Source organism: Nitrincola iocasae, assembly GCF_008727795.1.
Classification (GTDB): Bacteria; Pseudomonadota; Gammaproteobacteria; order Pseudomonadales; family Balneatricaceae; genus Nitrincola; species Nitrincola iocasae.
This window is the reverse complement of sequence record NZ_CP044222.1, coordinates 2093972-2118574: the sequence shown is the minus strand read 5'-3', so window position 1 is coordinate 2118574 and position 24603 is coordinate 2093972. Positions and strand designations below refer to the sequence as shown.

At 48.7% G+C, this 24603-nt stretch carries 26 protein-coding genes; 19 read left to right on the top strand and 7 right to left on the bottom strand.

What is annotated here, in order from left to right:
* Window positions 1-2: 2 nt before the first annotated feature.
* From F5I99_RS09890 to F5I99_RS09870, 5 genes are all read left to right on the top strand, one after another.
* Complete coding sequence (locus F5I99_RS09890; protein ID WP_151055573.1) at window positions 3-728, top strand: efflux RND transporter periplasmic adaptor subunit; 726 nt, start codon at window positions 3-5, stop codon at window positions 726-728.
* Between the two features lie 58 nt (window positions 729-786).
* Window positions 787-1530: a SapC family protein gene (locus F5I99_RS09885; RefSeq protein ID WP_151055572.1), complete on the top strand. Its 744-nt coding sequence runs from the start codon at window positions 787-789 to the stop codon at window positions 1528-1530.
* 215 nt (window positions 1531-1745) lie between these two features.
* Window positions 1746-2240 (top strand): invasion associated locus B family protein, encoded by a 495-nt coding sequence (locus F5I99_RS09880; protein WP_151055569.1) that lies wholly within the window; start codon window positions 1746-1748, stop codon window positions 2238-2240.
* A gap of 121 nt (window positions 2241-2361) precedes the next feature.
* The gene (locus tag F5I99_RS09875; RefSeq protein ID WP_151055567.1) at window positions 2362-3132 is read left to right on the top strand and encodes an EAL domain-containing protein; all 771 of its coding nucleotides are present in this window, start codon (window positions 2362-2364) and stop codon (window positions 3130-3132) included.
* A 70-nt stretch (window positions 3133-3202) separates the two neighbouring features.
* Window positions 3203-3676 carry a DUF4442 domain-containing protein gene (locus tag F5I99_RS09870; protein WP_151055565.1) on the top strand — a complete coding sequence of 158 codons (474 nt, stop codon included), beginning with the start codon at window positions 3203-3205 and terminating at the stop codon, window positions 3674-3676.
* Window positions 3677-3678: 2 nt separating this feature from the next.
* On the opposite strand, the gene F5I99_RS09865 is transcribed toward F5I99_RS09870, so the two are convergent.
* The 5 genes from F5I99_RS09865 to gloB form a co-directional block, all read right to left on the bottom strand.
* The gene (locus tag F5I99_RS09865; protein WP_151055563.1) at window positions 3679-4698 is read right to left on the bottom strand and encodes an ABC transporter permease; all 1020 of its coding nucleotides are present in this window, start codon (window positions 4696-4698) and stop codon (window positions 3679-3681) included.
* Window positions 4699-4701: 3 nt separating this feature from the next.
* Window positions 4702-5793 (bottom strand): microcin C ABC transporter permease YejB, encoded by a 1092-nt coding sequence (locus F5I99_RS09860; RefSeq protein ID WP_151055561.1) that lies wholly within the window; start codon window positions 5791-5793, stop codon window positions 4702-4704.
* Entirely contained in the window at window positions 5793-7592 is a 1800-nt protein-coding gene (locus F5I99_RS09855; RefSeq protein ID WP_151055559.1) for an extracellular solute-binding protein, read from the bottom strand. Before F5I99_RS09855 ends, F5I99_RS09860 begins: the two co-directional genes overlap by 1 nt.
* Before the next feature lie 6 nt (window positions 7593-7598).
* Window positions 7599-8807, bottom strand: coding sequence for a transglycosylase SLT domain-containing protein (locus F5I99_RS09850; protein WP_151055557.1), 1209 nt, complete (start codon window positions 8805-8807; stop codon window positions 7599-7601).
* Between the two features lie 62 nt (window positions 8808-8869).
* Window positions 8870-9649, bottom strand: a complete 780-nt coding sequence (gene gloB / locus F5I99_RS09845; RefSeq protein ID WP_151055554.1) for a hydroxyacylglutathione hydrolase — start codon at window positions 9647-9649, stop codon at window positions 8870-8872.
* Window positions 9650-9770: 121 nt separating this feature from the next.
* On the opposite strand from gloB, the gene F5I99_RS09840 reads away from it, so the two are divergent.
* From F5I99_RS09840 to nudC, 4 genes are read left to right on the top strand one after another with little or no spacing between them, the layout of a single operon-like run.
* Complete coding sequence (locus F5I99_RS09840) at window positions 9771-10547, top strand: class I SAM-dependent methyltransferase (RefSeq protein ID WP_151055552.1); 777 nt, start codon at window positions 9771-9773, stop codon at window positions 10545-10547.
* Complete coding sequence (gene rnhA / locus F5I99_RS09835; RefSeq protein ID WP_151055550.1) at window positions 10544-10990, top strand: ribonuclease HI; 447 nt, start codon at window positions 10544-10546, stop codon at window positions 10988-10990. Before F5I99_RS09840 ends, rnhA begins: the two co-directional genes overlap by 4 nt.
* A complete protein-coding gene (dnaQ, locus tag F5I99_RS09830; protein ID WP_151055548.1) occupies window positions 10990-11706 on the top strand; it encodes a DNA polymerase III subunit epsilon in 717 nt (238 codons plus the stop codon). Before rnhA ends, dnaQ begins: the two co-directional genes overlap by 1 nt.
* 26 nt (window positions 11707-11732) lie before the next feature.
* Window positions 11733-12317, top strand: a complete 585-nt coding sequence (gene nudC / locus F5I99_RS09825) for an NAD(+) diphosphatase (RefSeq protein WP_151055545.1) — start codon at window positions 11733-11735, stop codon at window positions 12315-12317.
* On the opposite strand, the gene F5I99_RS09820 is transcribed toward nudC, so the two are convergent.
* A complete protein-coding gene (locus F5I99_RS09820; RefSeq protein ID WP_191905829.1) occupies window positions 12307-12630 on the bottom strand; it encodes an SCP2 sterol-binding domain-containing protein in 324 nt (107 codons plus the stop codon). The genes nudC and F5I99_RS09820 overlap by 11 nt on opposite strands.
* Before the next feature lie 90 nt (window positions 12631-12720).
* Between F5I99_RS09820 and sohB the strand changes: the two genes are divergently transcribed.
* From sohB to F5I99_RS09780, 8 genes are all read left to right on the top strand, one after another.
* Window positions 12721-13788 carry a protease SohB gene (gene sohB / locus F5I99_RS09815; protein ID WP_325062987.1) on the top strand — a complete coding sequence of 356 codons (1068 nt, stop codon included), beginning with the start codon at window positions 12721-12723 and terminating at the stop codon, window positions 13786-13788.
* A gap of 95 nt (window positions 13789-13883) precedes the next feature.
* Window positions 13884-14540, top strand: coding sequence for a TetR/AcrR family transcriptional regulator (locus tag F5I99_RS09810; RefSeq protein WP_151055543.1), 657 nt, complete (start codon window positions 13884-13886; stop codon window positions 14538-14540).
* The gene (locus F5I99_RS09805; protein WP_151055541.1) at window positions 14540-15028 is read left to right on the top strand and encodes a L,D-transpeptidase; all 489 of its coding nucleotides are present in this window, start codon (window positions 14540-14542) and stop codon (window positions 15026-15028) included. The genes F5I99_RS09810 and F5I99_RS09805 overlap by 1 nt, the downstream gene beginning before the upstream one ends.
* 8 nt (window positions 15029-15036) lie before the next feature.
* Window positions 15037-16053 carry a beta-N-acetylhexosaminidase gene (gene nagZ, locus F5I99_RS09800; RefSeq protein WP_225307366.1) on the top strand — a complete coding sequence of 339 codons (1017 nt, stop codon included), beginning with the start codon at window positions 15037-15039 and terminating at the stop codon, window positions 16051-16053.
* 39 nt (window positions 16054-16092) lie between these two features.
* The gene (cydD, locus tag F5I99_RS09795) at window positions 16093-17838 is read left to right on the top strand and encodes a thiol reductant ABC exporter subunit CydD (RefSeq protein WP_151055539.1); all 1746 of its coding nucleotides are present in this window, start codon (window positions 16093-16095) and stop codon (window positions 17836-17838) included.
* A complete protein-coding gene (cydC, locus tag F5I99_RS09790; protein WP_151055537.1) occupies window positions 17838-19496 on the top strand; it encodes a heme ABC transporter ATP-binding protein/permease CydC in 1659 nt (552 codons plus the stop codon). Before cydD ends, cydC begins: the two co-directional genes overlap by 1 nt.
* 90 nt (window positions 19497-19586) lie before the next feature.
* The gene (locus tag F5I99_RS09785; RefSeq protein WP_191905828.1) at window positions 19587-21158 is read left to right on the top strand and encodes an HDOD domain-containing protein; all 1572 of its coding nucleotides are present in this window, start codon (window positions 19587-19589) and stop codon (window positions 21156-21158) included.
* A 9-nt stretch (window positions 21159-21167) separates the two neighbouring features.
* On the top strand, window positions 21168-21980 hold the full coding sequence (locus F5I99_RS09780; RefSeq protein ID WP_151055533.1) for an amidohydrolase: 813 nt from the start codon (window positions 21168-21170) through the stop codon (window positions 21978-21980).
* 6 nt (window positions 21981-21986) lie between these two features.
* Here F5I99_RS09780 and F5I99_RS09775 read toward each other — a convergent pair whose 3' ends face one another.
* Window positions 21987-23210 carry an EAL and HDOD domain-containing protein gene (locus F5I99_RS09775; protein ID WP_151055531.1) on the bottom strand — a complete coding sequence of 408 codons (1224 nt, stop codon included), beginning with the start codon at window positions 23208-23210 and terminating at the stop codon, window positions 21987-21989.
* A 119-nt stretch (window positions 23211-23329) separates the two neighbouring features.
* Between F5I99_RS09775 and ylqF the strand changes: the two genes are divergently transcribed.
* Together ylqF and F5I99_RS09765 are read left to right on the top strand one after the other, a co-directional pair.
* The gene (gene ylqF, locus F5I99_RS09770; protein WP_151055529.1) at window positions 23330-24250 is read left to right on the top strand and encodes a ribosome biogenesis GTPase YlqF; all 921 of its coding nucleotides are present in this window, start codon (window positions 23330-23332) and stop codon (window positions 24248-24250) included.
* Entirely contained in the window at window positions 24237-24587 is a 351-nt protein-coding gene (locus F5I99_RS09765) for a hypothetical protein (protein ID WP_151055527.1), read from the top strand. Before ylqF ends, F5I99_RS09765 begins: the two co-directional genes overlap by 14 nt.
* The last annotated feature ends 16 nt before the right edge of the window (window positions 24588-24603 follow it).

Below are 24603 nucleotides of genomic sequence, written 5' to 3'. Positions count from 1 at the left end.
ACATGCGTTGGATTAAACCACCGATAGGCGCCTGGCTATGTGCGTTTGCAATCGCGGCACCTGCTCAGGCAATTGAGTTATCGGTACTGAGCTGTTTGCTGGAACCTTCATTGGATGCCGAACTGGGTGTTCCTGTAGAGGGCGTACTAGCCAGGGTTTATGCAGATCGTTCGGTAAGTGTAGAACGCGGGGCTGTATTGGCTGAGCTTGACCTCTCAGTAGAGCAGGCGATGATCGCCATGCAGCGTGCTCGTGAAGATTATGCCAGTCGGCGTCTGGAACGTGTTCAGGAGTTGCAATCAGGTAACCTGATACCTGCTCAGGAAGTCGATGATATCCGCACTGAACAGCAATTGGCGCGTCTTGAGCTAACGGTCCAACAAGAGCAATTGAAGCTACGCCGGGTAGTAAGCCCTTTTTCCGGTATTATTGTTGAACGCTATGCCGATGTTGGCGACTTGATCCAAAAGAGTCATATTTTTCGCTTAGTACAGTTGGATCCTCTGTATGTGGAAGCGGTGATGACACTGGACCAGTTTGGCCAGGTAGTTCCCGGCGACAGGTATCAGGTGTCTTTGCAGCACTTGGATACAGTGCATGATGCTGAAGTGATTGCAGTTGATCCTGTCATTGACGCCGGTAGTGGTACTTTTCGGGTGCGTTTATCATTACCTAATCCTGATTCGCATATTCCTGCAGGCCTAAGTTGCAGCATTGACCCACTTTAACCTTGCGGATTTCAGCCTAACGAATTTCCATCACGATTAATTGATCAGAGACCTACCTATGTTTAAGAAACTGGTTCCACTGAACAAAGAACAACATCAGCCGTTGCGTATCCAGCCTATCAATGGCTTTCAATTTGCAGCCGACGTGCACGTTGCAGCGGTTATGGTGCATGAGTTTGCCCGTGCGTCCGCGATATATCCGATAGTGTTTCTCGAAGACCCGGCCCAGGATAAATTCTATCCGGTTGCCTTGTTAGGACTGGAGCAGAATGAAAATCTGTTCGTAACTGAGGAAGGGCGTTGGCAAGCATCCTATATTCCCGCTGTGATTAGACGTTATCCGTTTGCGTTGGCTCGTCTGGGGGAAGATGAGATGTTTACTGTGTGTATTGATGAAGGTGCTGAACTTATCAGCACTCATGAAGGTAAGCCGTTGTTTTCCGAATCTGGTGAACCCGCTGAGGTGATTGAACAGGTCAAACTCTACCTTGGCGAATTACAACAGATGGAAGTGATTACAGAAACTTTTTGCCGGTTTCTGAAAAGTCACAATTTATTTACACCATTGAACATGCAGGTTCGTGTGGGTAATAAAGTACAAAATGTGACGGGGTGCTATGTTGTCAATGAACAGCGTTTTGCCAATCTCTCTGACGAGCTCTTTTTACAGATACGTCATCAACATTATTTAGCACCCATTTACGCACATCTGACATCACTTTCACGGACTGAAAGCTTGGCGATGCTGAAACAAGGGATTACGTCGGTCAGTCAACCGGCAGATGATGACCAGGTTCATTAATCTCTTAACATAGTGATGGAACGTTCATTTTTTGTTCAGGACATTCAGTTGATTCACAACTAGACTAAATTATAAATTTTGTCTTCCCTTTAAAGACTCGCGTGTGACAGGAGATGGGGCCTGAGCGAACAAGGAGGTTCGTGATAGGTTCTGGCAGAACGGCTCAGTTTCTGTCACTATAAATTTCTCAATTATTACCACGACGGCGAGTTAACATGATTAAAATGAATATCCTTCGTTCATCACTATTGCTGACCCTGTTTCTTTCTTCAGTTACTTTTGCACAAACACCTCAAACAACAGCGTATCAGGACTGGGTCGGTATCTGCGCCGAGGTTCAGGGCCAGGAACGTTGTGAAATACAGCAAGTGTTGAACATGGAAAATGAACAGGGTAATACCCGACTACTAAGAGCGACGGTAAGCAAGCTGGATAATCAACTGATCATGCAACTGCTTATGCCGCTGGGACTGGATGTACGTCCAGGGGTGGTGATGCAGGTTGATGAAGGTGAAGAGTTTAGCGCACCCTTCTTGACCTGTGTTCAGGAAGGGTGTCTGGTAGCAATCCCTTTGGACGAAAGCCGTTTGACAGCACTTCGTTCGGGCAGCGTTGCCAAGGTGGGTTTTCGCCCTTTCAATACCGACCAGACACTGGTACTGGAACTTTCTTTGATGGGCTTTACGCGAGCCAGTCAGACCGTAAAATAACCTCAGACCATTGGATGATGCAAATCAAGGTTAAACACTATTCGGGTTCAGTTTAACTGATTTTTTGCTATGCTAAGGCTAATATATTCAAATTGAATTTTGTTTGAAAAGGAGCCTTGTATTGGCTACTCAGTTTCCTGAATCCTTGATAAAACCCGGTTGTGGCTATTGCTTTGTGCCGCTGGGTTTTGAGTTTACGTTTGCATTTCAGCCCATTGTGGATATGCAAGCGTGTGAGATTTTTGGCTATGAAGCCTTAGTGCGAGGTCCGCAGGCTGAGTCAGCTTATAGTATTCTCAGTCGGATCAATGATGAAAATCGTTATGCTTTTGATCAGGCTTGTCGGGTTAAGGCTATCCATTTGGCCAGTGAATTGGGGTTGGATAAGGTATTAAGTATTAACTTTTTGCCTAATGCCGTTTACGAACCTGCACATTGCATTCGCAGTACGTTGGCTGCGGCTCGGGAAACCGGTTTTCCGATTGAAAAACTCATGTTTGAAATTACCGAGTCCGAATTTGTATATGATCGCGCGCACCTGACTAATATCTTTAAACATTATGAAAAGCAGGGTTTTATTACCGCGCTGGATGATTTTGGTGCCGGTCATGCCGGGTTGAATATGCTTGCCAGTTTCATTCCTAAAATACTCAAAATTGATATGGAACTGGTGCGTGATATTGATACCGATTCGGTCAAACAGATTATTGTTGAGGGCCTGATCGGTATGTGTGCCAAGCTTGGAATCACTGTGCTGGCTGAGGGCATTGAAACTGAAGCTGAAATGCTGTATTTCCGCCAGCAAGGGGTTAAGTTGATGCAGGGTTACTATTTTGCCAAACCGGGCTTTGAATGCCTGCCGGGATATGATTTTTCTGTACAGTCAATCTGACGCTTTTTGTTATACGTAACCTGTGGATCAGATGCTAGCATGCCATTATTTACCCAGTGGTATGCCAAGTATGAAAGCGTTTTTGTTCCGTAATCCTAACCTGTTTCGCCGGGTGATGAACCTCTGGCCACCGCTGTTTTTCAGTGGCATCAAGCTGGTGTCCATCAGTCCTGACTTTCGCTCGGCACGGGTGGATCTAAAGTGGCGCCCCTGGACTAAAAATATTAATGCCAGCCAGTACGGCGGTAGTCTCTTCTCTATGACCGATCCTTATTACGCCCTGTTACTATTCGGTTGCCTGGGCTATGAGCGCTATATTATCTGGGATAAGTCAGCCGATATTGATTTTATTTCACCAGGAATTGGCCGCCTGACAGCTGAATTTCATCTTGAGGAAGCGCAACTGCATCAAATTCGTGAAATGACTGCTGGTGGTGATAAGTGTTTTCCTGAATTTGTAGTCTATATTCGTGACCAGCAGGGCACCCTGGTAGCTAAGGTAACCCGACGTCTTTATGTGCGTTTACATGCGCAGCATCGTTAAGCTCAACTGACTTTGCGTGGGTCAAAGGCATCCCGTACCGCTTCGCCGATAAAAATCAACAAGGTCAGCATTAGCGCCAGGGTAAAGAAGGCGGATAGCCCTAACCAGGGGGCATGCAGGTTTTCTTTGCCCTGAGCGATCAGTTCACCCAGTGAGGGTGAACCGGGTGGCAGGCCAAACCCGAGAAAATCCAGAGCTGTCAGTGTCACAATCGAGCCATTGAAGATAAATGGCATGAAGGTCAAGGTGGCTACCATGGCATTGGGTAGTATATGGCGGAACATGATCGTCGAGTTGCCTAGCCCCAGTGCCCTGGCAGCGCGGACATATTCCAGATTGCGTCCTCGAAGGAATTCTGCACGCACTACATCGACCAACTGCATCCAGGAAAACAGTAACATGATCCCCAGTAGCCACCAGAAGTTGGGCTCAACAAGGCTGGCAAGAATAATCAGCAGAAACAGCACCGGTAAACCTGACCAGATCTCAATAAATCGCTGAAACAATAAGTCGACTTTGCCGCCGTAATAGCCCTGTACGGCCCCGGCGGCGACACCGATAACGGAACTGGCCAGTGTCAGCACCAAGGCAAAGACAATCGAAATACGAAAGCCATAGATCACTCGCGCCATGACATCACGGGCCTGATCGTCGGTACCCAGCCAGTTTTCCCATGAGGGCGGAGAGGGGGCTGGTGAAGGTAAATCGTAGTTGATGGTCTGGTAGTGATAGCGGATGACTGGCCAAAGCATCCAGCCATCCGCGGCTTCAATCTGCGATTGTATATAGGGGTCACGAAAGTCGGCGGGTGCATCAAACTCTCCTCCGAACTCCAATTCAGAATAATTATTTAAAACGGGTGAATAGAGACTGCCCTGATAACTGACCAAAATTGGCTTGCTATTGGCAATCAGCTCAGCACCCAAAGACAAGATAAATAATGCCAGAAAAATCCACAGCGACCAGAAGCCGCGACGGTTACGGCGGAACGCATCAATGCGGCGGCGCATAATTGGTGTCATGGATCAGCCCTCCCTGCTACTGAAATCGATACGCGGGTCGACCAGTGTATAGGTGATGTCACTCACCAGTTTGAGTAACAGACCGACCAGAGTGAAGATATACAGGGTGCCGAAAATTACCGGATAATCGCGTCGGATTACGGCCTCGTAGCCCAGCAGCCCTAGTCCGTCGAGTGAAAAAATCACTTCGATTAGCAGTGAGCCGGTAAAAAATATTCCGATCAGTGCTGCGGGCATTCCGGCGATAATCAGCAGCATGGCGTTGCGGAAGACATGACCATATAGCACACGGTTTTCTTTCAGGCCTTTGGCCTTTGCGGTTAGTACATACTGCTTGTGAATTTCATCCAGAAATGCATTCTTGGTCAGCATGGTTAATGTCGCAAAGCTGGAAATTACAGAAGCCAGTACCGGGAGCGAAAGATGCCAGAAGTAATCGCCGATTTTCTGTAGCAGTGTCATTTCATCAAAATCGGGGGAGGTTAGTCCTCGCAGTGGAAACCAGTCAAAATAGGTGCCTCCGGCGAAAAGCACGATCAACAGAATGGCGAACAAAAAGTTGGGGATTGCATAGCCGATAATGATCGCGCTACTGGTCCACATATCAAATGCAGTACCATCACGGACAGCTTTACGAATGCCCAGGGGTATCGATACCAGGTAAGCGATCAGAGTGGTCCAAAGACCCAGGGATATAGACACTGGCATTTTTTCAATGATCAGCTCCATCACGGTTTTATTGCTGTAGAAGCTACTGCCAAAATCAAATTTAATATAGCTGATCAGCATTTTCACAAAGCGTTCATGTGCAGGCTTGTCGAAACCATACATTTTTTCAATTTCAGCAATTAGCGAAGGATCCAGTCCCTGTGCGCCCCTGTAGCCAGTGCCCTCTGACGACTGTGTCGAGGCCATATCTGAACTCGAACCGCTGCCGATACGCTCTCCTGTAGTGTCCCCAAAGCCTTGCAGGTCCGCAATGGTCTGCTCAACCGGTCCGCCGGGTGCCAACTGTACAATTAGAAAATTTAGTAGCAATATGCCCAGCAGCGTTGGAATAATCAGCAGTAAACGTCGAACAATGTAGGCGACCATCAGGGTTTAATCCACCAGGTATCAAAACCTATTGCATGGTTTGGGCGAATATCGGGTATACCGAACTTGTTCCAGTAGGCAATACGGTATGCGTTTGTGTGGTAATGCGGAATAACATAATGGTTCCATTGCAAAGCGCGGTCAAGTGCTCTGGCTCGGTAGACCAGCTGTTCACGGTCAGGGGCCTGAATCAGTTGGTCCACCAGATAGTCAATGGCTGGATTGCGGATACCAATCAAATTCCGACTTCCCGGACGGTCAGCGCTGGAGGAGTGCCAGTATTCACGCTGCTCATTGCCTGGTGAATTTGACTGAGCAAAGCTGCCGACGATCATATCAAAGTCATAATCACGCAGACGATTAATGTATTGGGAAATATCCACGACACGAATATTGGCCTGAATACCCATGCGCTCCAGGTTGCGGATAAACGGCGAGATCAAACGTTCCAGGTTATTCTGGAATATGAGTATTTCAAAACGGAAGGGTTGGCCTTGTTCATTGCGTAATACGCCCTGATCCAGGGTCCAGCCAGCTTCAGCCAGCAGGTGCAATCCTTTACGTGTTTGGATGCGAATATTGCCGCCTCCATCTGTCTGTGGTGCACGATAAACCTGTGTAAAGACGGCTTCAGGGAGTTGCTCTCTCACTGGCTCAAGTATCGTAAGTTCCTGTTCACTTGGCAATTCATCTGCGGCCATATCCGAGTTGGAAAAATAGCTGTGGCTACGTTTGTAGGCGTCGTAAAAAATAGCCCGATTGGTCCACTCAAAATCGAAGGCGTGCGCCAAGGCATATCGCACCTGGGAATCAGCAAACAGTGAGCGCCGGGTATTCATGACAAAAGCCTGCATGCCGGTGGGGTTTTCATGCTCGATGGTTTCTTTGATCATTCGTCCTTCATTCAGCGCTGAACCGTTATAGCCGGTTGCCCAGTTCTTGGCTGAATATTCGGTGCGGAAGTCATACTGGCCTGCCTTGAAGGCTTCCAGTGCAACGGTACCGTCACGGTAATAATCAAAAACCCATTCATCAAAGTTATAGCGACCGCGCTGTACCGGCAGGTCTTGACCCCAATAATCTGGATTTCGTTTATAGGTAATGGTACGTCCTGGATCATAGCTGGCCAGTAGATAGGGGCCTGAGCCGATAGGTATTTCCAGACCAGACTCTTCAAAATCACGCTGATCCCAGAAGTGTTTAGGCAGTACGGGTACTTCACCGACAATTAGCGCTAATTCGCGGTTTTCTGTTTCAGCAAACTCAAAGCGAACCCGGTGGCTATCGAGTGCTTCGATGAGGGTGATATCAGCATAGTAAGTACGATAAAATGGACTGCCTTTTTCACGTAGTAACTGAAAGGTGTTTACCACATCTTCGGCTGTGACTGGCACACCATCACTGAATACAGCCTCTTTACGTAGTTCAAATTCGATCCAGCTGCGATCATCTGGCAGGGTTATGCTTTTTGCAAGCTGTCCGTATACAGAAAATGGCTCGTCATCAGATTTGGTAGTCAGGCTATCGTACAGTAGACCGATACCTTCAGCGGGTGTGCCTTTGACTATGAACGGGTTAAAGCTGTCAAAGCTGCTGCCGACGGCAGATTGCACAACACGGCCACCTTTTGGGGCATCCGGGTTGACATAATCAAAGTGGGTAAAGTCAGCCGGGTATTTAAGATCACCATGCATGGCGATGCCATGCGTGGTGGATGTGTCTGCAAAACTCCAACTGCCGAGGCTAAATAAAAGAATGATTGCCGTAATGCGCGTAGTGTGTTGCAGGGGTTTTATCATAGCGTCTTAACCTGATTCAGACCTTGTGGTTTCGAATGCTATATTGGTGCTGTCTGACGGAACAAGCAAGGTCTGACCGATGCGAATTCTGGTAGTTTTTAGTTTGTTTGCTTGTTGCAGGGCAGAAACGGTAGTGCTGTATCGCTGCGCAATTTCACCCAATGTATCGCCTGCACTAATTGTATAGTGTTGATAATTTACCCTTTGTTCAGCGGGTAATGAAATTAGTGCGCTCTGGAGTTGATCGGCTTGATCAACCGGAACCAGCAGACGATGAGGGCCTTCCGGTGCTGTCGCCCAGCGGTTAAAGCCTGGATTGAGACGTTTCAATTCATCCAAATCTATTGCAGCCAGTGCGGCTGCTTGAGACAGGTCGAGTTGTCCACCCGTATCGATTTCGGTGAAGTAGGGTTCAGCAGGTATGGCCTCTAACTCAACACCCAGGCTATCTGCATCACGTATCATTATTGCCGTAGCCAGCAATTTTGGAACGTAACGCATGGTTTCACCGGGCAGACGTAATGACCAGTAGTCAATGGGCTGATTGGCTTTGCTGTTACGTTTTATGGCACGCAGCACATTTCCTTCACCTGCATTATATGCAGCAAAGGTCAGCAGCCAGTCTCCTTCAAACATTTTATTGAGCATCGACAGATAGTTCAGGGCGGCATCGGTGGAAGCAACAATGTCACGACGGCCATCGTACCACCAGTTACTTTCCAGACCAAAATTGCGAGCCGTGCCGGGAATGAACTGCCAAGGGCCCGCTGCTCTTGCTGATGAGACGGCAAAGGGGTTGTAACCACTTTCAATAAACGGAATCAGCGCGACTTCAGCAGGCATATCGCGTTCAAGTACCTGTTCAAGAATATAGTGATAGTAGGGTAATGCCCGGCGGCTGACGGTAGTAAGGTGCTCTGGATTTTCGGTAAGCCAGTCCAGTTCCCGCGCCACTCTGATATCTTCTCGATTCGGTTCAAGAACCAGGTGTTCGCGGGTAAGATCCCAGGCAGTCACCGGTTCCAGTGGTTGTGAGGGGGTGCTACGTCGATATAAATTTCCCATACGTATGTTGGAAATCAGTAGACTTTTCTCATCAACGTAATGTTTATCATATATATTACGACTGACGTCCTGTGCGGGTTTGCTGCTGGCACAGCCGCTGACAACGACAGCGGCAAGCAGAGAAAGTAAACCTGTGCGTAATTTAGACATGGCGATCCGAACCTGAATATAAACTTAACCGCACATTCTATCAGTCAAACACACAGACGCAATCAAAAACTGTTTTTCCACTCTCTTAGCAGCGCCAGCGTTTGCGCTGGTGAGTCCGGATGTTCACCGCTATGACCATAAACTGTATGAATGACAGATGTTTCTCGGGTACGCATGAACGGATTAATGGCTTTTTCTAACCCGATTCTTGAGGGCAGGGTGGGAAGGTCTTGTTCGCGCATACTGCGGCATTTCTCGGTCATGACGCGTATATCCTGATTTTCCGGCTCCACCGCATGGGCAAAGGCCAGGTTGGACAGAGTATATTCGTGCGCTGCACAAACCCGGGTATCATCGGGGAGGCTGGCGAAATAATCCATGGCAGCCTGCATCTGCTCAGCAGTGCCTTCAAACAGTCGTCCACAGCCAGCCATGAACAGTGTATCACCGCAAAGCAATAAACCCGCAGACGGCGCATAATAACTGATATGATCAAGGGTATGGCCAGGTACAGCTTTGACTTCAAAAGCCGTATCAAGTAAACAAATCAGATCACCTTCAGTCAAAGGTTGAGTAATACCCTCAAAAGGTGAGTTGGATGGCCCGTACACTGGACAATAGTCATTTTGCTGCTGTAGCTCAGTGACACCGCCAGTATGGTCTTCATGATGATGGGTGATGAGTATGGCAGCGAGTTTTCTGCTGTTTTCCTGAAGCCATTGCTGAACGCAATCTGCACTGCCGGGGTCTACTATAATGACGCCTGAATCAGGTGCTTCAGGGTGACAAATTGCCCATATATAATTGTCGTTGAATGCAGGAATGGGGGTCAGATTAAGCATATTATGCTCCGGTTAATAAAACTTTAGCCTTAATCGATTGTACTGTAATTAAGCATGGCATGTTTAGTCAGTGGGGAAATAATCTGCTGTAACCTGCATTTCATACCACAGAGGACACTGTATGAGTCAAGCACAACACCTTTCTGCCGAGAGCCTGGCCGAAGGCCTGAAAGACTGGTTTGCTTCGCCATTGGGCCAGGAAATAGCGGCCTGTGAACGCCAGATGGCTGATCAGTTGATTCATACAGCCTTTGGATACCACTTGGTACAAATAGGTTATGACGCATCGGTAAAGCTGTATGAGCCGAGTCCGGTTTCACATAAGGTGATGCTTTGTCCGCGCATGGCACTGGGTATGGATGAACATACCATCATAGCTCAGCCTCACGAGTTGCCTTTGACCGATAGCACCATGGATGTTGTGATTTTGCACCATGCTTTGGATTTTGCTGATCAGCCTCATCAGGTGCTAAGAGAAGCCTCAAGAGTACTGCGACCTGGTGGCCATATGTTGATTGTGAGCTTCAATCCCGCCAGTTTTTGGGGGATCTGTCGACGCAGTAAACGTGGTGCCAGGGTGCCGTGGGTGGCTCATGGGTTCAGTCATTGGCGCTTGAATGACTGGGTACGTTTGCTGGATTTGACCGAGCTTAAAAGCGTCAGTGCTTTTCATCGTCCACCGCTGGAAAATGAGCGCTGGCGTAAACGCATGGTTTTTCTTGAAAAGTGGGTGTCGCGCTTCCCTACCTATAGCGGTGTGGTGTTGATGATGCTTATTCGCAAGGATGTTGCAGGGGTTACCCCATTAAAACCTGCGTGGAAAACGCGTAAACTTATCCCTTTTCCGGTGGCAGAGCCATCCGCACGAAATAAAACCGCCAGAGGGAAGTCAGTTTGAGTTTAGTGGAAATATTCACCGATGGAGCTTGTAAGGGGAACCCTGGGCCAGGTGGCTGGGGTGCCTTGTTGCGCTATGAAGGTAAGCAGAAAGAGTTGTATGGTGGTGAGCCAGATACGACTAATAATCGCATGGAAATGACCGCTGCTGTGGAGGCGCTTAAATGCCTGAAACGGCCCTGCCAGATACGTTTAACAACAGATTCACAGTATTTACGCAAAGGGATTACCGAGTGGCTGAAGGGCTGGAAAAAAAATGGTTGGAAGACGGCTGCTAAGCAGCCAGTGAAAAATGCTGATCTATGGAAGGCGCTTGATGAACAGGTCGCTCGGCATCAGGTCGAGTGGTGCTGGGTAAAGGGTCATAGCGGTCATGTGGAAAATGAGATAGCCGATACCTTGGCGAATCGTGGTGTAGATGAATTTGGTAGACGAGAAGCTTGATGAGACAGATTATCCTGGATACGGAAACCACCGGTATCGATCCGGCGCAGGGTCATAATATTATTGAAATTGGCTGTGTTGAGATGCAGTTACGCCGGCTTACGGGTAACACTTATCATCAATATATCCAACCGGATCGTGAGATAGAAGCTGAAGCGATCGCTGTGCACGGGATCACCAATGCCGATCTTGCGGACAAGCCAAAATTTGCCGCCATCAGCCAAGCCTTTATTGAGTTTGTGCGCGGAGCTGAGCTGATCATTCACAATGCGGCCTTTGATATAGGCTTTCTGGATGCGGAGTTAGCGCGCAACGGTTATACCGAGCGGATGGCAGATATTTGCCCGAAGGTAACCGATACGCTGATGTTGGCTCGGAGAAAATTTCCAGGGCAAAAAAATAATCTGGATGCACTGTGCCGTCGCTTTGGTGTCGAGCATTTTGATCGTGAATTACACGGCGCGTTACTCGATTCGAAGATTCTGGCCGAAATTTATCTGCTGCTGACAGGGGGGCAGACGGCGCTTGCGCTGGGTCAGGAAGGTGATAATGAGGATGACGATGGCGTGGTTGGCATACGCCCGGTTAATGCAGAAAATTTTAATCTCAGGGTTATAGAACCTTCTGATGAAGAGTTGCAGGCACATGAGGTATTTTTAACCCTGCTGGATAAAAAATCAGCGGGTAATTGTCTATGGCTTAAGCAGAATGGTTAATACTAAGCCGTAAGTTAGGGCGGATTATGCAAAATTTACGTGAAGCTTTGTCACAAGCGGTCGATGAGGTTGAATTTGCAGCATTATCACGCAAGGCACAGTTAGCCCGCTGGCAACAGCAGGCACAGTTTTGTCATTGTTGTGCTTCTCCTCTGCGACGGCATGCGCAAGAAGAAATAGCCCGGGAGTGCACGGGCTGCGGTCACGTACACTATCCCCCCGTGTCGCCCTGTATTATTGTGCTGATTACTAAGGGTGATCAGTGTTTGCTGGCACATGCGGCCAATTTTGCTCCCGGGCGCTACAGTACCCTGGCGGGTTTTATCGAGCCGGGTGAGACAGCTGAACAGGCTGTTGCCAGAGAAGTACGTGAAGAGGTGGGTATTGAAGTGACTAATATTCGCTATTTTAAAAGTCAGTCCTGGCCCTTTCCGCACTCGCTGATGTTAGGTTTTTTTGCAGAATATGCGGGTGGAGATCTGCAACCTGATGGTGTTGAAATTCTGGCCGCTGACTGGTTCTCTGCCGATAAATTACCCTCTCTGCCACCGGCATTTGCCATATCGGGACAGTTGATTGAGCATTTTCTGTCCGGACGACTCAACGACTGAAGAGTTTACCCAGGCGAGTGGCCAGCATGACGTTACCTTCGGCCCGCAGCTGGCCTTTCATAAAGGCGCTCATGCCATCCTGTTCGCCGCTAATTACCCGAATCAGGGTCGCCTCATCCATCAGTAGGGTAATGTCGGGGTCCGGATGATCGCCATAACAGCTGTTACAGAGACTGTTAGCAATGGTCAGATAAAAACAGGCCGCATCAGCAATCCTGAACTGATAAATGGCTTTCAAACCTTCGGCCTGCTCCGGGTTAAATTTTGCGGGCAGTTTATCGACGATTTTATCAAGTGTAATATTTGTGCTCATGCAGTGGCTTCCGGGCTCATTATTACGTATATATGTTACATTAGCCCGCCGCGAAAGCGAACCTGATGCAATTCCCTGTACTTGGAGAAGATGGTGATCGATTTTCTGACACAATATGGCCTGTTTCTGGCCAAAACACTGACATTGGTATTAGCAATTTTGCTGGTCATAATTGTTGCGGCGAGTCTGGTCAGTCGCCGTCGTCATCAGCAGTCTGAAGGGCATGTTGAAGTAAAAAATCTTAATGACAAGTACAAGGAGATGTACGAAGCGCTGGAAGAAGCGGTGTTGGATGATGAGTTGCTGCGTCAGCGCATCAAGCAAGAGCGCAAACAGGAAAAAGCGGATGCCAAGGCCCGTCGCAAAGCGGCCAAAAAAGGTGAGCTGGAAGAAACTGATAAAAAACGCATTTATGTGCTGGATTTTGATGGCGATATCAGCGCTTCGGCCACTGAGCATCTGCGCGAAGAGATCACCGCTATCCTTGCCATTGCTCGCCCGGAGAAGGATGAGGTCGTGCTGAACCTGGAAAGCCCTGGTGGCATGGTACATGCCTATGGCTTTGCCGCCTCGCAACTGGAGCGCTTACGGCGTAAACAGATTAATCTGACTATTTGTGTCGACAAGGTCGCTGCCAGCGGTGGTTATATGATGGCGTGTATCGGCAACAAAATCCTGGCCGCACCCTTTGCCGTTGTGGGATCGATTGGTGTGGTTGCGCAATTACCCAACTTTCATCGCTTACTCAAGAAAAACGATATCGACTACGAAATACTGACGGCGGGTGAGTATAAGCGCACCTTAACTGTATTTGGCCAGAATACCGATAAGGGGCGGGAAAAGTTTGTTGAAGAACTGGAAGAAACTCATCAATTATTCAAAACTTTTGTAAGCGAGTATCGTCCTCAGTTGGATATTGCCAAAGTGGCAACCGGTGAAATTTGGTATGGTCGCCAGGCCCTTGCGGAGAAGTTGGTGGACCAATTGGCCACCAGTGATGAATATCTGACGCAAGCGGCTGAAGAATCTGACCTGTATAAAGTCAGTTATGAGCATAAAAAGGGCTTGCAGGACAGGTTGGGTGAGTTGGCGGCGGATTCTTCTGACCGTTTGTTGTTGCGTTGGTGGCAGCGAATCAGTCAGCGGCCCTTAATGTAATCATTATCACTGACATTCAGCGTAAATTTTGTATAATAGGCTCTAAATAGTTTCAAACGCAGGTTCGTCTTTAAGGGAGTGTACGGAAGATGGTGATGAAACGTCGAGTGAAAACCGCTACAAGGATTATTCTGGCAGCAGAATCCTTGTTTGCAGAGCAGGGTTTCACTGAAACCACCATGCGACAAATAACCTCAGCCGCTGATGTAAACCTGGCTGCAGTTAATTACCACTTCCGCTCTAAGCAGGGGTTGGTTAATGCTGTCTGTGAGCGCCTGATGGAACCGCTCTGTGATGACATTGAGGCAGCGCTTGAAGATCGACTGCTTGACCCTTCACCTGTTCGCATTGAAGAACTGCTTGAAATTCTGATGCGTGCGCTGCTGAATGTAAGCCAGATAAATACTTTTTCGCTGTCAGTTTTTATGCGTCTGTTAGAGCTGGCGTATATGAAAAATCAGGAAGAGCTGCGTGAATTCTTCATTTCTGAGTATTGGCATCGACTGGAAAAGTTCATGGATTGTCTGCGTAAAGATGCGGCACCCATGGAAGATAATGAGTTTTTCTGGCGTTTGCATTTCTTGCTCGGTTCGATAGTGTTTACGTTGTCTAACTACCATATGCTGCTGACGCTGGAAAAAAGCAGTTTCAAAGACAGTGCCGAAATAGAGCGAATTTTACATCGTATGATTCCGGTACTGGCTGCAGGCATGCAAGCACGTGGTGAAAAAACCTATTTCTGCCGTATCTGATGACCGCTGAAACCCTTCACATCTCGGTTGCCGAACAGCGACTTTTGTTGTTTGTTCAAGGCGAACTGATTCGTAGTTATGCCGTTTCCACGGCGCTAAAGGGTGTTGGAAATACTGAAAATAGTGGTTGTACGCCCGTCGGTCTGCATTATGTTCGTGCTAAAATTGGTGCAGGCTTACCCGCAAATGCGGTGTTTGTCGGTCGTCGATTTACCGGTGAGTATTACACACCGGCCTTAGCCGCACGTTATCCCCAGCGAGACTGGATTTTGACCCGTATTCTCTGGTTGTGCGGCCTGGAACGCGGTATTAACCGGCTAGGCCGGGTCGATAGCATGCGTCGTTTCATCTATATTCACGGCACCCCAGACACTGAACCTATGGGGTTACCTATGTCACATGGCTGTGTACGCATGCGCAATACCGATATAATTGAACTTTTTGAACTGATCCCGGCGGGCTGTCGGGTCAGCATTACAGCTGAGTGAGATAATACATGGCAACAGGCGCTTTGATGCTGGACCTGGTTGGCACATCGCTGACCGCCGAAGAAGCGATCACCCTGCAACAACCGGAAGTCGGCGGGCTGATTTTATTCAGTCGTAACTACACTGATCCGGCTCAGCTTGAGCAACTGATGCAAGCGATTCGGTCGATACGACCCGATTTAATTGTCGCTGTTGATCAGGAAGGTGGGCGGGTACAGCGTTTTCGTGACGGTTTTACCAGACTACCGGCGATGGCTGTTCTGGGGCGCATGTATCAACGGGATCCAGTCGAGGCTTGTGTTTCAGCGCATGAGCTGGGTTGGCTGATGGCAGCCGAGTTGCGGGCCTTTGATATCGATATCAGTTTTGCCCCAGTGTTGGATATCGACTGGCAGCAAAGCTCCATTATCGGCGATCGAGCCTTCGCATCTACCCCTGAAACCCTGGCCAAGTTGGCGCTGGCCTTTATGCAGGGTATGCATGAAGCCGGTATGGCGGCAACCGGTAAACACTTTCCCGGACATGGCTGGGTACAAGCGGATTCGCATCTGGAGTTGCCTGTTGATGAGCGTGACGAAGCCCATCTTGAACAGTCCGATATCCAACCATTTAAGTATTTGATCACACATGGCCTGGATGCAATTATGCCTGCCCATGTGGTGTATAGTCAGGTTGATGTGGAACCTGCGGGCTTTTCGTCTTATTGGCTAAAAGAAAAACTTCGCAAACAACTGGGCTTTTCCGGGGTCATATTCAGTGATGACCTGACTATGGAAGGTGCTAGTATTGCTGGAAGTTATGCGCAACGCTGCCAAAAAGCTTTGGATGCTGGCTGTGATATGGTGCTGGTCTGCAATCAGCCGCGGCAGGCGCTTGAGGTATTGGACTATTTAAGCACTAGGCCGATGGTAAACAATCCACGCATTGCCACGATGCGTGGGAAATCCAGTGACTCACTGCAGAACACCCAGCGACTTGAACAGGCCCGTGGATTGGCGGGCCGTTGTGTGGCGCTGATCCGATAGTGAGTTAACCCGCAGTCCTACGAAAATTTAAGAGCAACGATGCAAGCAACAACACGCGAGTCAACAGGAGACACATCCCGCTGGTTGAAAGGACTGTTGGGAAATGAGAAACGCTGGGTTCGGCTCAGCATTGCCGCCGGTATTTTTGCAGGCTTAATGCTGGTACTGCAGGCGCATTTGTTAGCGCGTGCCGTGAATGAGACCCTGTTTCAGGGCGCTCAGCTCAGTGAACTGAAAGGCCTTTTAGTTATGCTGTTGTTAGCGTTATTGTTCCGTGGCGCCTCGGGTGTGCTCAGAGAGTGGAGCGGTCAGCGTGCCTCTGTTGGTGTGCGCTCCAGGTTGCGCGCTGAACTACTGGCCCGGTTGGCGCAACTGGGGCCAGCTTATAGCAAGAGCCAGCGCAGTGGTGAACTCAGCAGTTTATTAATGGAGCAGGTTGAAGCATTGGATGGCTTTATTGCCCGCTACCTGCCGCAAATGGCACTGGCAGGCATCATTCCACTGGTTATTTTGGCCTTTGTGTTACCGATTAACTGGGCAGCTGTACTGATTTTTCTGGCAACCGCACCCCTGATCCCCTTGTTTATGGCAATGGTTGGCACGCGTGCAGCGGAAGCTAACCGTCGTAACTTTCGCGCGTTGGCGCAACTGAGTGGCTATTTTCTGGATGTAGTGCAGGGTCTAGGCACACTTAAGCTGTTCTCTCGTAGCCAGGAACAGCAGCAGATTATCGCTGATAATGCTGATGAGTTTCGTATCCGCACCATGCAGGTATTACGGCTGGCCTTTTTGTCTTCAGCAGTTCTGGAATTTTTTGCTTCTATATCCATCGCCATTCTGGCTGTTTATCTGGGTTTCAGTTTTTTAGGTTTGCTGGATTTTGGCAGTTGGGGTGGTGAAATTACACTCTATCATGCGCTGTTTCTGTTGATTCTGGCTCCCGAGTTTTATTTGCCCTTGCGGGAGCTGGGCACACACTACCATTCCAAGCAGGAAGCTATAGCGGCAGCTGAGCGCATCATAGATCTTCTTGATGAACAGGAGTATCTGGAATCGGGTGGTCAACAAGTGTTACCCGAATCCCAGCCAGATCTTAAACTGCATCAGATCAGTTTCAGTTATCCGGAACAACCCCAGCCAGTATTACACAACTTTTGTTTACAGGTAGCACCTGGGGAATGTGTTGCGCTTGTAGGTCCTAGCGGAGCAGGAAAATCCACTGTTCTGAATTTGCTGGCAGGCTTTGATTGTCCTCAGCAGGGTGAAATACGGATAAGCACCATTCCCTTGGCTCAGTTATCGCGTTCAGTCTGGATGGAGAAGGTCGCGTTTGTCAGTCAGCACACGACGTTATTTCCTGGCAGTATTCGTGACAATTTATTGATGGCTAATCCGCAAGCGACCGATGATCAAATCAGAGCCGCCTGCGATCAGGCGGCGGCCAGTGAGTTTATTGATTGCCTTGCAGAAGGTCTGGATACACGGGTAGGGGAAGCGGGTGCCAATTTCTCTGGTGGTCAGATTCAGCGCTTATCTTTAGCGCGCGCTTTTTTAAAGAATGCTCCGGTTTTGCTGTTAGATGAGCCGACGGCGAGCCTGGATCTTGCCAGTGAAGAGCTGGTGTTGCAGGCGTTGGCTCGCCTTTGTCGTGGACGTACCACCTTATTGCTGACACACCGTCCTGCGACGATGCGGTTAGCCGATCGCTTGTGTGTGTTACAGCAAGGTGAGTGTGTTGAAGCTGATGCAGCTTTGAGAAAACAGTTACAAGAGATGGTTAGCTAATGACAGTATTAATGCCTTTTATCCGCTTGATGAAACCGCATCTGTGGTGGGTGCTGTTTGGAAGCTTTTTGGGTTTGGTCACGCTGCTGTCAAGTATCGGATTATTGACCCTTTCCGGCTGGTTTATTTCGGCAACTGCTTTAGCTGGGGTTTCAGTGGTATCAGCGCAGGCATTTAACTACATGACCCCGGGTGGGGGGGTCAGAGGTTTTGCTATAGCCAGAACAGCAGGACGGTACTTTGAGCGGGTTACTACACATGAAGCGACCTTTAGATTGCTGGCACAGCTGCGCAGTTGGTTTTACGCCCACCTGGAACCACTGAATCCAGCACGTCTGAGACACTATCGTACAGCTGATCTACTGAATCGTTTGATTACGGATATTAACTCACTGGATAACCTGTATTTACGGGTACTTTCTCCCAGTCTGGTAGCGTTGGTCACGGGTATACTGGTGTCTTTGTTCCTTGGGTGGGTCGCACCTTCGCTGGGGACCTTGTTGTTTGTTGCCCTACTGGTGTCGGGTCTGTTGATTCCCATGTTAGGGCATAAGCTCGGTGCTGTGACTGGACGAGAAATGGTTGGCTATGCCTCTTCGCTGCGTCTGAGAACTTTGTCCTATGTGCAGGGAATGGCAGAACTGCATGTGTATTCAGCCCTGAATCAACAGCAACAGGAATTACAGCAGTCTCAACAGACTTTATTGCAAGCACAGCTGCGAATGAGTCTGGTCAGTGGTGTGACGGCGGCACTGATGACGCTGGCCGCTGGACTGACCACACTGTTGGCATTGATGATTGGGGTCAATCTGGTAACCACAGAGCAGCTGTCACCGGCCTGGCTGGCCCTGGTGGTGTTTTGTGTGCTGGCAAGCTTTGAAGCTGTAGCATCACTGCCGCTGGCTTATCAGTACCTGGGTAAAACGCGCGCTGCTGCCGAGAATCTGCAGGAAATCACCTCTCAACGTTCCGATATGTTGTTTCCCAAAGAGTCCGTGCTGGTCACTAGCCCGGGTGAGATTCAGCTTGATCAGGTAGATTTTGCCTATGACGCCACCCTGGTACTTCAGGGGGTGTCTATACAGGTGAACCCTGGCGAAAAGGTTGCACTGGTGGGTCATACGGGCAGTGGCAAGAGCTCAATCATCAATTTGTTATCACGCTTTTGGCAATACCAGCAAGGGCGTGTGTTAGTGGGCGGTGTGGCTGTTGAGTCCTACCCTGAACAGCAATTGCGTGATCAGATGGCGGTTTTATCTCAACCGGTACAGTTGTTTGCCGGTAGCATCCGTTCTAATCTGCAATTGGCTGATCCTGAAGCCACTGATGAGCAGATGTTGGAGTTACTGGAGCAACTGGGTATGACCGAGATGCTCGGTGACGACGGACTGAATCGTGAAGTGGGTGAGGGTGGCAATCGCTTGTCAGGTGGGCAGCGTAAGCGTCTGGGTATTGCCCGCGCTATGTTAAAGGCTGCTCCGATACTGATTCTGGATGAACCCACGGAGGGCTTGGATATTCACACTGCTACACAGGTTATGAATGCAGTATTCAGTTACCGACCAGGGCAAACTTTGTTGATTATCACACATCATTTACAAGGCCTGGATCGCTATGATCAGGTCATCAGATTGAATCAGGGTCGACGTTTGGATTAGTCAGTTTTGCTTGAGTCGCTCAGAGCTTGAGACTATGCTGAATCTTATAACAACATTAAAACTGTCACTATCGATAAGTGTGGTATCTCCTTGAAGTATCAGGAAACCTTAAATACTATCTACGCTCGCCTTGATCGATTGGGTGACCTGCCAGTATTTAGCGCAACGGTTAATCATATTCGTCAGATCAGCAGCGCTGGCGATACCGATGCCATGGCGCTGGCCATCGCGGTGATGAAAGATGCTAATTTGACTACCAAGTTGCTGCGTCTGGCTAATTCCAATCATTATAACCGTGGCAGTGGCAAAATTACGGCTATCTCACGTGCTGTGGTGCTGATAGGTTTTGAACGTATACGTAACCTCTGCATGACATTAAAGCTGATTGAAAGTTTCGGTGAAAAAGAACCGAACAGCCGAGTGGAAGACCTGCTGGTTACCGCTGTGTTAAATGCATCCACCGCACGTGATCTGGCACTCAGTGCCGGTATCGATGATGTTGAGGAAACCTATATTTGTGGTTTGCTGTTCAGTCTGGGTGAGATTGTTGTCGCTTTTACGCTGCCTGATGTATACCTCTCGATGCTGGAACAGCGTAAACAACGCCGTTTGAGCTGGGTAAATATTCAACAGCAAACTCTGGGTGGTGAATTTTTAACGCTTGGGCGGGATTTGATTCAGAGCTGGGGGTTTTCCAAACGTGTGGTCAGTAGTTTGCGTACGGGTGAACCACAACCGGGAGTATCTGAACAGGAACGCCTCAATCAGCAAATTGTTTCCGGCTGTCATCAGTTATTTGAACAGGTTTACCAGCGTTCCCCGCAACTGGAAGGGGATGAATATACTGAGCAGTTGAAGCTGATGTCAGAACTGACACGCCAACCTGCCGAAAAGCTTGAAGAAACACTGCACCATTCAGTGCGGCAGTTGTGCGATCATATTGATCAGTATGGATTGTCGCACCGTGCGTTAATTCCGCCGGTTTCCGCCAGTGGTAATGAATCACTTGATGAGCTCAGCCGTAAGGTATCATTTTACGTGCATGCACGGCAGGAGCAGCAAAGCACCAGAAAAAATCAGGATGATGCCTATTCTGCTGAGCAACAGAAGCGTCTGGCAGAATACAATCAGCTGCAGTTGAAATACCTGGAAAAAATGAATGAGCTGATGACAGGGCAGGCACCCACAACCCAGGTATTGCTGACCTGCGTTGAAGGCATCGAAGCCAGTTGTTCGTTGGAACGAGTAGTATTTTGTCTCAGTGTAAATGCTGGCCAGCAATTGGTTGCTAAACTCCTTGAAGGTGAGCAATTGGACCCGGTGATGAGTTACTTCCAGCTAAACAGGGCCGACAAAAGCAGTCGCTTGTTCTTTCATATTATGGATCGCGGGGTTGCGTTGCTGGTGCCTGATGCCCGTGATCCCGGCTGGCAGAATCGCTTGCCAGATGATTATCTGCAAAGTATTAGGCCTGGAGGGTTGATTGTGTCACCCTTGACCGTATCTGGTAAAACTCTGGGCTTACTCTATGCCGATAAAACTGAAACGGCTGGTCCGGTTGAAGATCGTGATTTCAGAGTGTTTAACCAATTTTTGGTACAATGCCGGATTGCGCTGGAAATGGGTAAGCATTTCAGCACCGATCTGACCAAAAAAGTCTAGGAGTCATTTATGTCATCCCTGCACTCATCCTTACGAGCGACATTAGTGCAATGTGATCTGCGCTGGGAGAATCCAGTAGAAAATTGTGACCGTATTGATGCGATGCTAGGTGATACAGGATCAGATGTTACCGATTTGATCGTTTTACCAGAAATGTTTGCCACCGGTTTTACTATGAACTCTCGTGAAATGGCACAGCCCTTCGACGAAAGTGATGTGGTTAAATGGATGAGTGCTCAGGCGATTCAGCGGGGCTGTGTCATTACCGGTAGCGTAGCGGTAAAACAAAACGAAGAATATTATAACCGCATGATCTGGGCAACACCGGACGGCGAACTGAAATTTTATGACAAGCGTCACTTGTTTCGTATGGCGGGTGAGCACCAACGCTATGCCATGGGGCAGGACAGAGTCGTAGTTGAGTTAAACGGTTTTCGCATCTTGCTTAGTGTCTGCTATGACTTGCGCTTTCCCGTCTGGTTGCGACAGCAATCATCCTCCGAACAGCCATTTGAATACGATTTGTTAGTTTGTGTGGCTAACTGGCCGGCACCACGTGCGCACCCCTGGCGTATATTGCTTCAGGCACGTGCAGTAGAAAATTTATGCTATGTCATCGGTGTTAATCGAGTGGGGGACGACGCTAAAGGTAATCACTATAGCGGTGACTCAATGCTGGTTGATTTTAAAGGAGAGCCTAAGTGTGATTATCCCAAAGGCGAGGCTTTTATTGAAACCTGTCAGTTACATAAAGCGGCACTGAATAGTTTTAGAGATAGCTTCCCAGCCTGGCAGGATGCTGACAGGCATCAGGTGTTCTGATGTCTGTCAGCTAGCTGTGGTTTCGTACAAGGCTTGCATAGAGTCTTTAGTTAACTTCAAGCCGCCACGGTAGGCGTTTTCATACAGTTCGCCGTCAAAGTCAGCTGGTAACTTATCCCATTCACCACTTTCATAGCTCATCACCTGAGATAATATGTTACCCAGTGGACCGCTGTATTGGCTGATGGCCTCTTTTATGTCGTCGGCCAAGGGGAGCTGTTCTAACAGCTCATCCTGTTGTATGTCCAAGAGTAAGTGAATACCGGACATCATTCCCACCATAAAGTAGGAAGAGGCTGGCTGACGTTTCTGCTGTACGGCAATCAGTTCACACATATGCGCACGCGTCAGCAGGTTGCGTGTCAACTCTTCTGGTTTGCCGGTATGGGCATCCAATGAAATTACGGTTGCCCACTTACGTACTTGTTCAAGTCCAAGCAGTACAACAGCTTGAGCAACTGATTCCACTTCTCTAACCAGTGCATACGCTGCCGAGTTAACAATACGTAACAGTTTATAAGTCAGAACTGGATCTTGCAGAATCAGTTTTTCAATTTTTTCCGGCGTTGCCTTGGGATCGCCAAGGATCTGTAGTAGCTGAATCAAAACCACCTGATTAGCTTTGACCTTTTGTCCCGCCATCGCGCGGGGTTTGCTGAGAAAATTGCCCTGAAACAGACTAAACTTGCTGGATACACACAGTTCCAGGGTTTCATAATCACTGATATGAGTGGCCATCAACGGCCGCTTCCAGGGCGCCAGGTGTTGTCGCAAGGCGTGAATTTCGGTGGGTGTTTTACCATCCACACTGATTTTAATCAGATAGACCAGCTTCAATAGTGAAGAAAAGGCTTGGGGGTCGTCAACGTTACTGACTGAAACCCGATAACCCTCATTTATCAGTGGCAATAGATTGCGCAGTGCCTCTTTGGGTTCAGCGCCTTTAAGGCTGAATTCAAGAATGACCTGCTTTTTTGGCAGACCTGGCAGACCCGTTTGTTTAAGTAAGGCAAAAGACAGTGAAATAAAAGCGGGTACTCTTTTGACTTCACCCTGATCTGAGATACTGGTGTAGGCATCCAGTACAGCCGCTGACGACAGACTATCATCTTCGGCGCTGACCAATTGCTGCATGGATTCACTTTGGCACAGCAATTCGTAGGCAACAACTTTTTGATGGGCATCAAAAATCGGTTGTCGGGTAAGAAGAATTTGCGCCTGTGTGCCCATACTGAAGGAAAACCTTAATTTCTACTGAGGAGTGTTGTCATGAAAGTGTATAATGTTTGCAGTAAGAGCGCACTAGTTTGTAGCACTGAATCCCTTTAAGTTATATAAGTCTGAAAACTATGAGTCAAATCAACTGGTTCCCAGGTCATATGCACAAAGCGCGTAAAGAGATCGCTGAAGTGATGAGTGAAATAGACCTGGTAATCGAAGTACTGGATGCCCGCTTACCGCGATCCAGCGAAAATCCACTGGTGAATCAACTCCGCAAAGGTAAACCGGTGTTGAAAATCCTCAACAAGCAGGACCTGGCAGATCCACAGATTACCGAAGAATGGCTGGCACATTTCAATAGTCAGGAAGGTGTGCGGGCCATTGCCCTGGACGCATCACAACAGAAGTTAGTCAAACGCCTGCCAGAGATCTGCAAGCAAATGATACCGACCAGAGCCAAAGCTGAGCGCCCGGTCAGAGCGATGATTATGGGCATACCCAATGTGGGTAAATCCACGCTGCTGAATGCCATACTGGGGCGTAAACTTGCGAAAGTCGGTAATGAGCCAGCAGTGACGCGCCAACAGAAGCGTTACACCGTTCAGGGTGGGCTGGCGCTGTCTGATACACCGGGTATACTCTGGCCAAAAATTGAAGATCCGGATTCAGGCTATCGCTTGGCAGCAAGTGGTGCGATTAAAGACACGGCCATTGAGCACGAGTTGGTTGCCACCTTTGCCGCACGCTTTATGCTGGATCATTATGCCGATAATCTGAGAGCGCGCTACCGTTTGACAGACCTGCCGGAAATTGCCGATGATCTACTTGATGTCATTGGCCGAAAGCGCGGCTGTTTGCGCCCCGGTGGGGTGGTAGACAGACATAAAGCGTCAGAAATACTGATTAATGAGATGCGAGCCGGTACCTTGGGACGCATCAGTTTTGAAACCCTTACCGAATGGCAGCAAAAAGATGAAGCGGCCCGGCTTGCCGCGCTTGAAGCTGAAAATGCAGCCGCGACCGGAGAAAATAGTAATGACACGCATTAAAAAACAGCGCAAGTCGGTGAAAGTGATCCTGATGGAAACCGCGCCGAAGAAAAAAGAACGGCTATCTGATCCGGACAGTTACGCCAGCCGCAAACAGCAGGCGCAGAAAAAACGCAAAAAGCACCTGTCCGTTTATGAGAAAGCACGTCTGGAAGCTGAGCAGCAAGCACGAAACGAAGCATCGGGACGTCGCGGTTCTCAAACCGTTGGTCCGCTGGCTGATAAGATCCGCAAACTCAATGCCAGGAAAAAACAGCAGGAGGCTCGCGCTTCAAAGTCAGTCGATACTGATGAGTCAAACGACGCAACTGACGCAACTAAAGAGTCATCTGACTAAGTCACTCAAAAGGGGC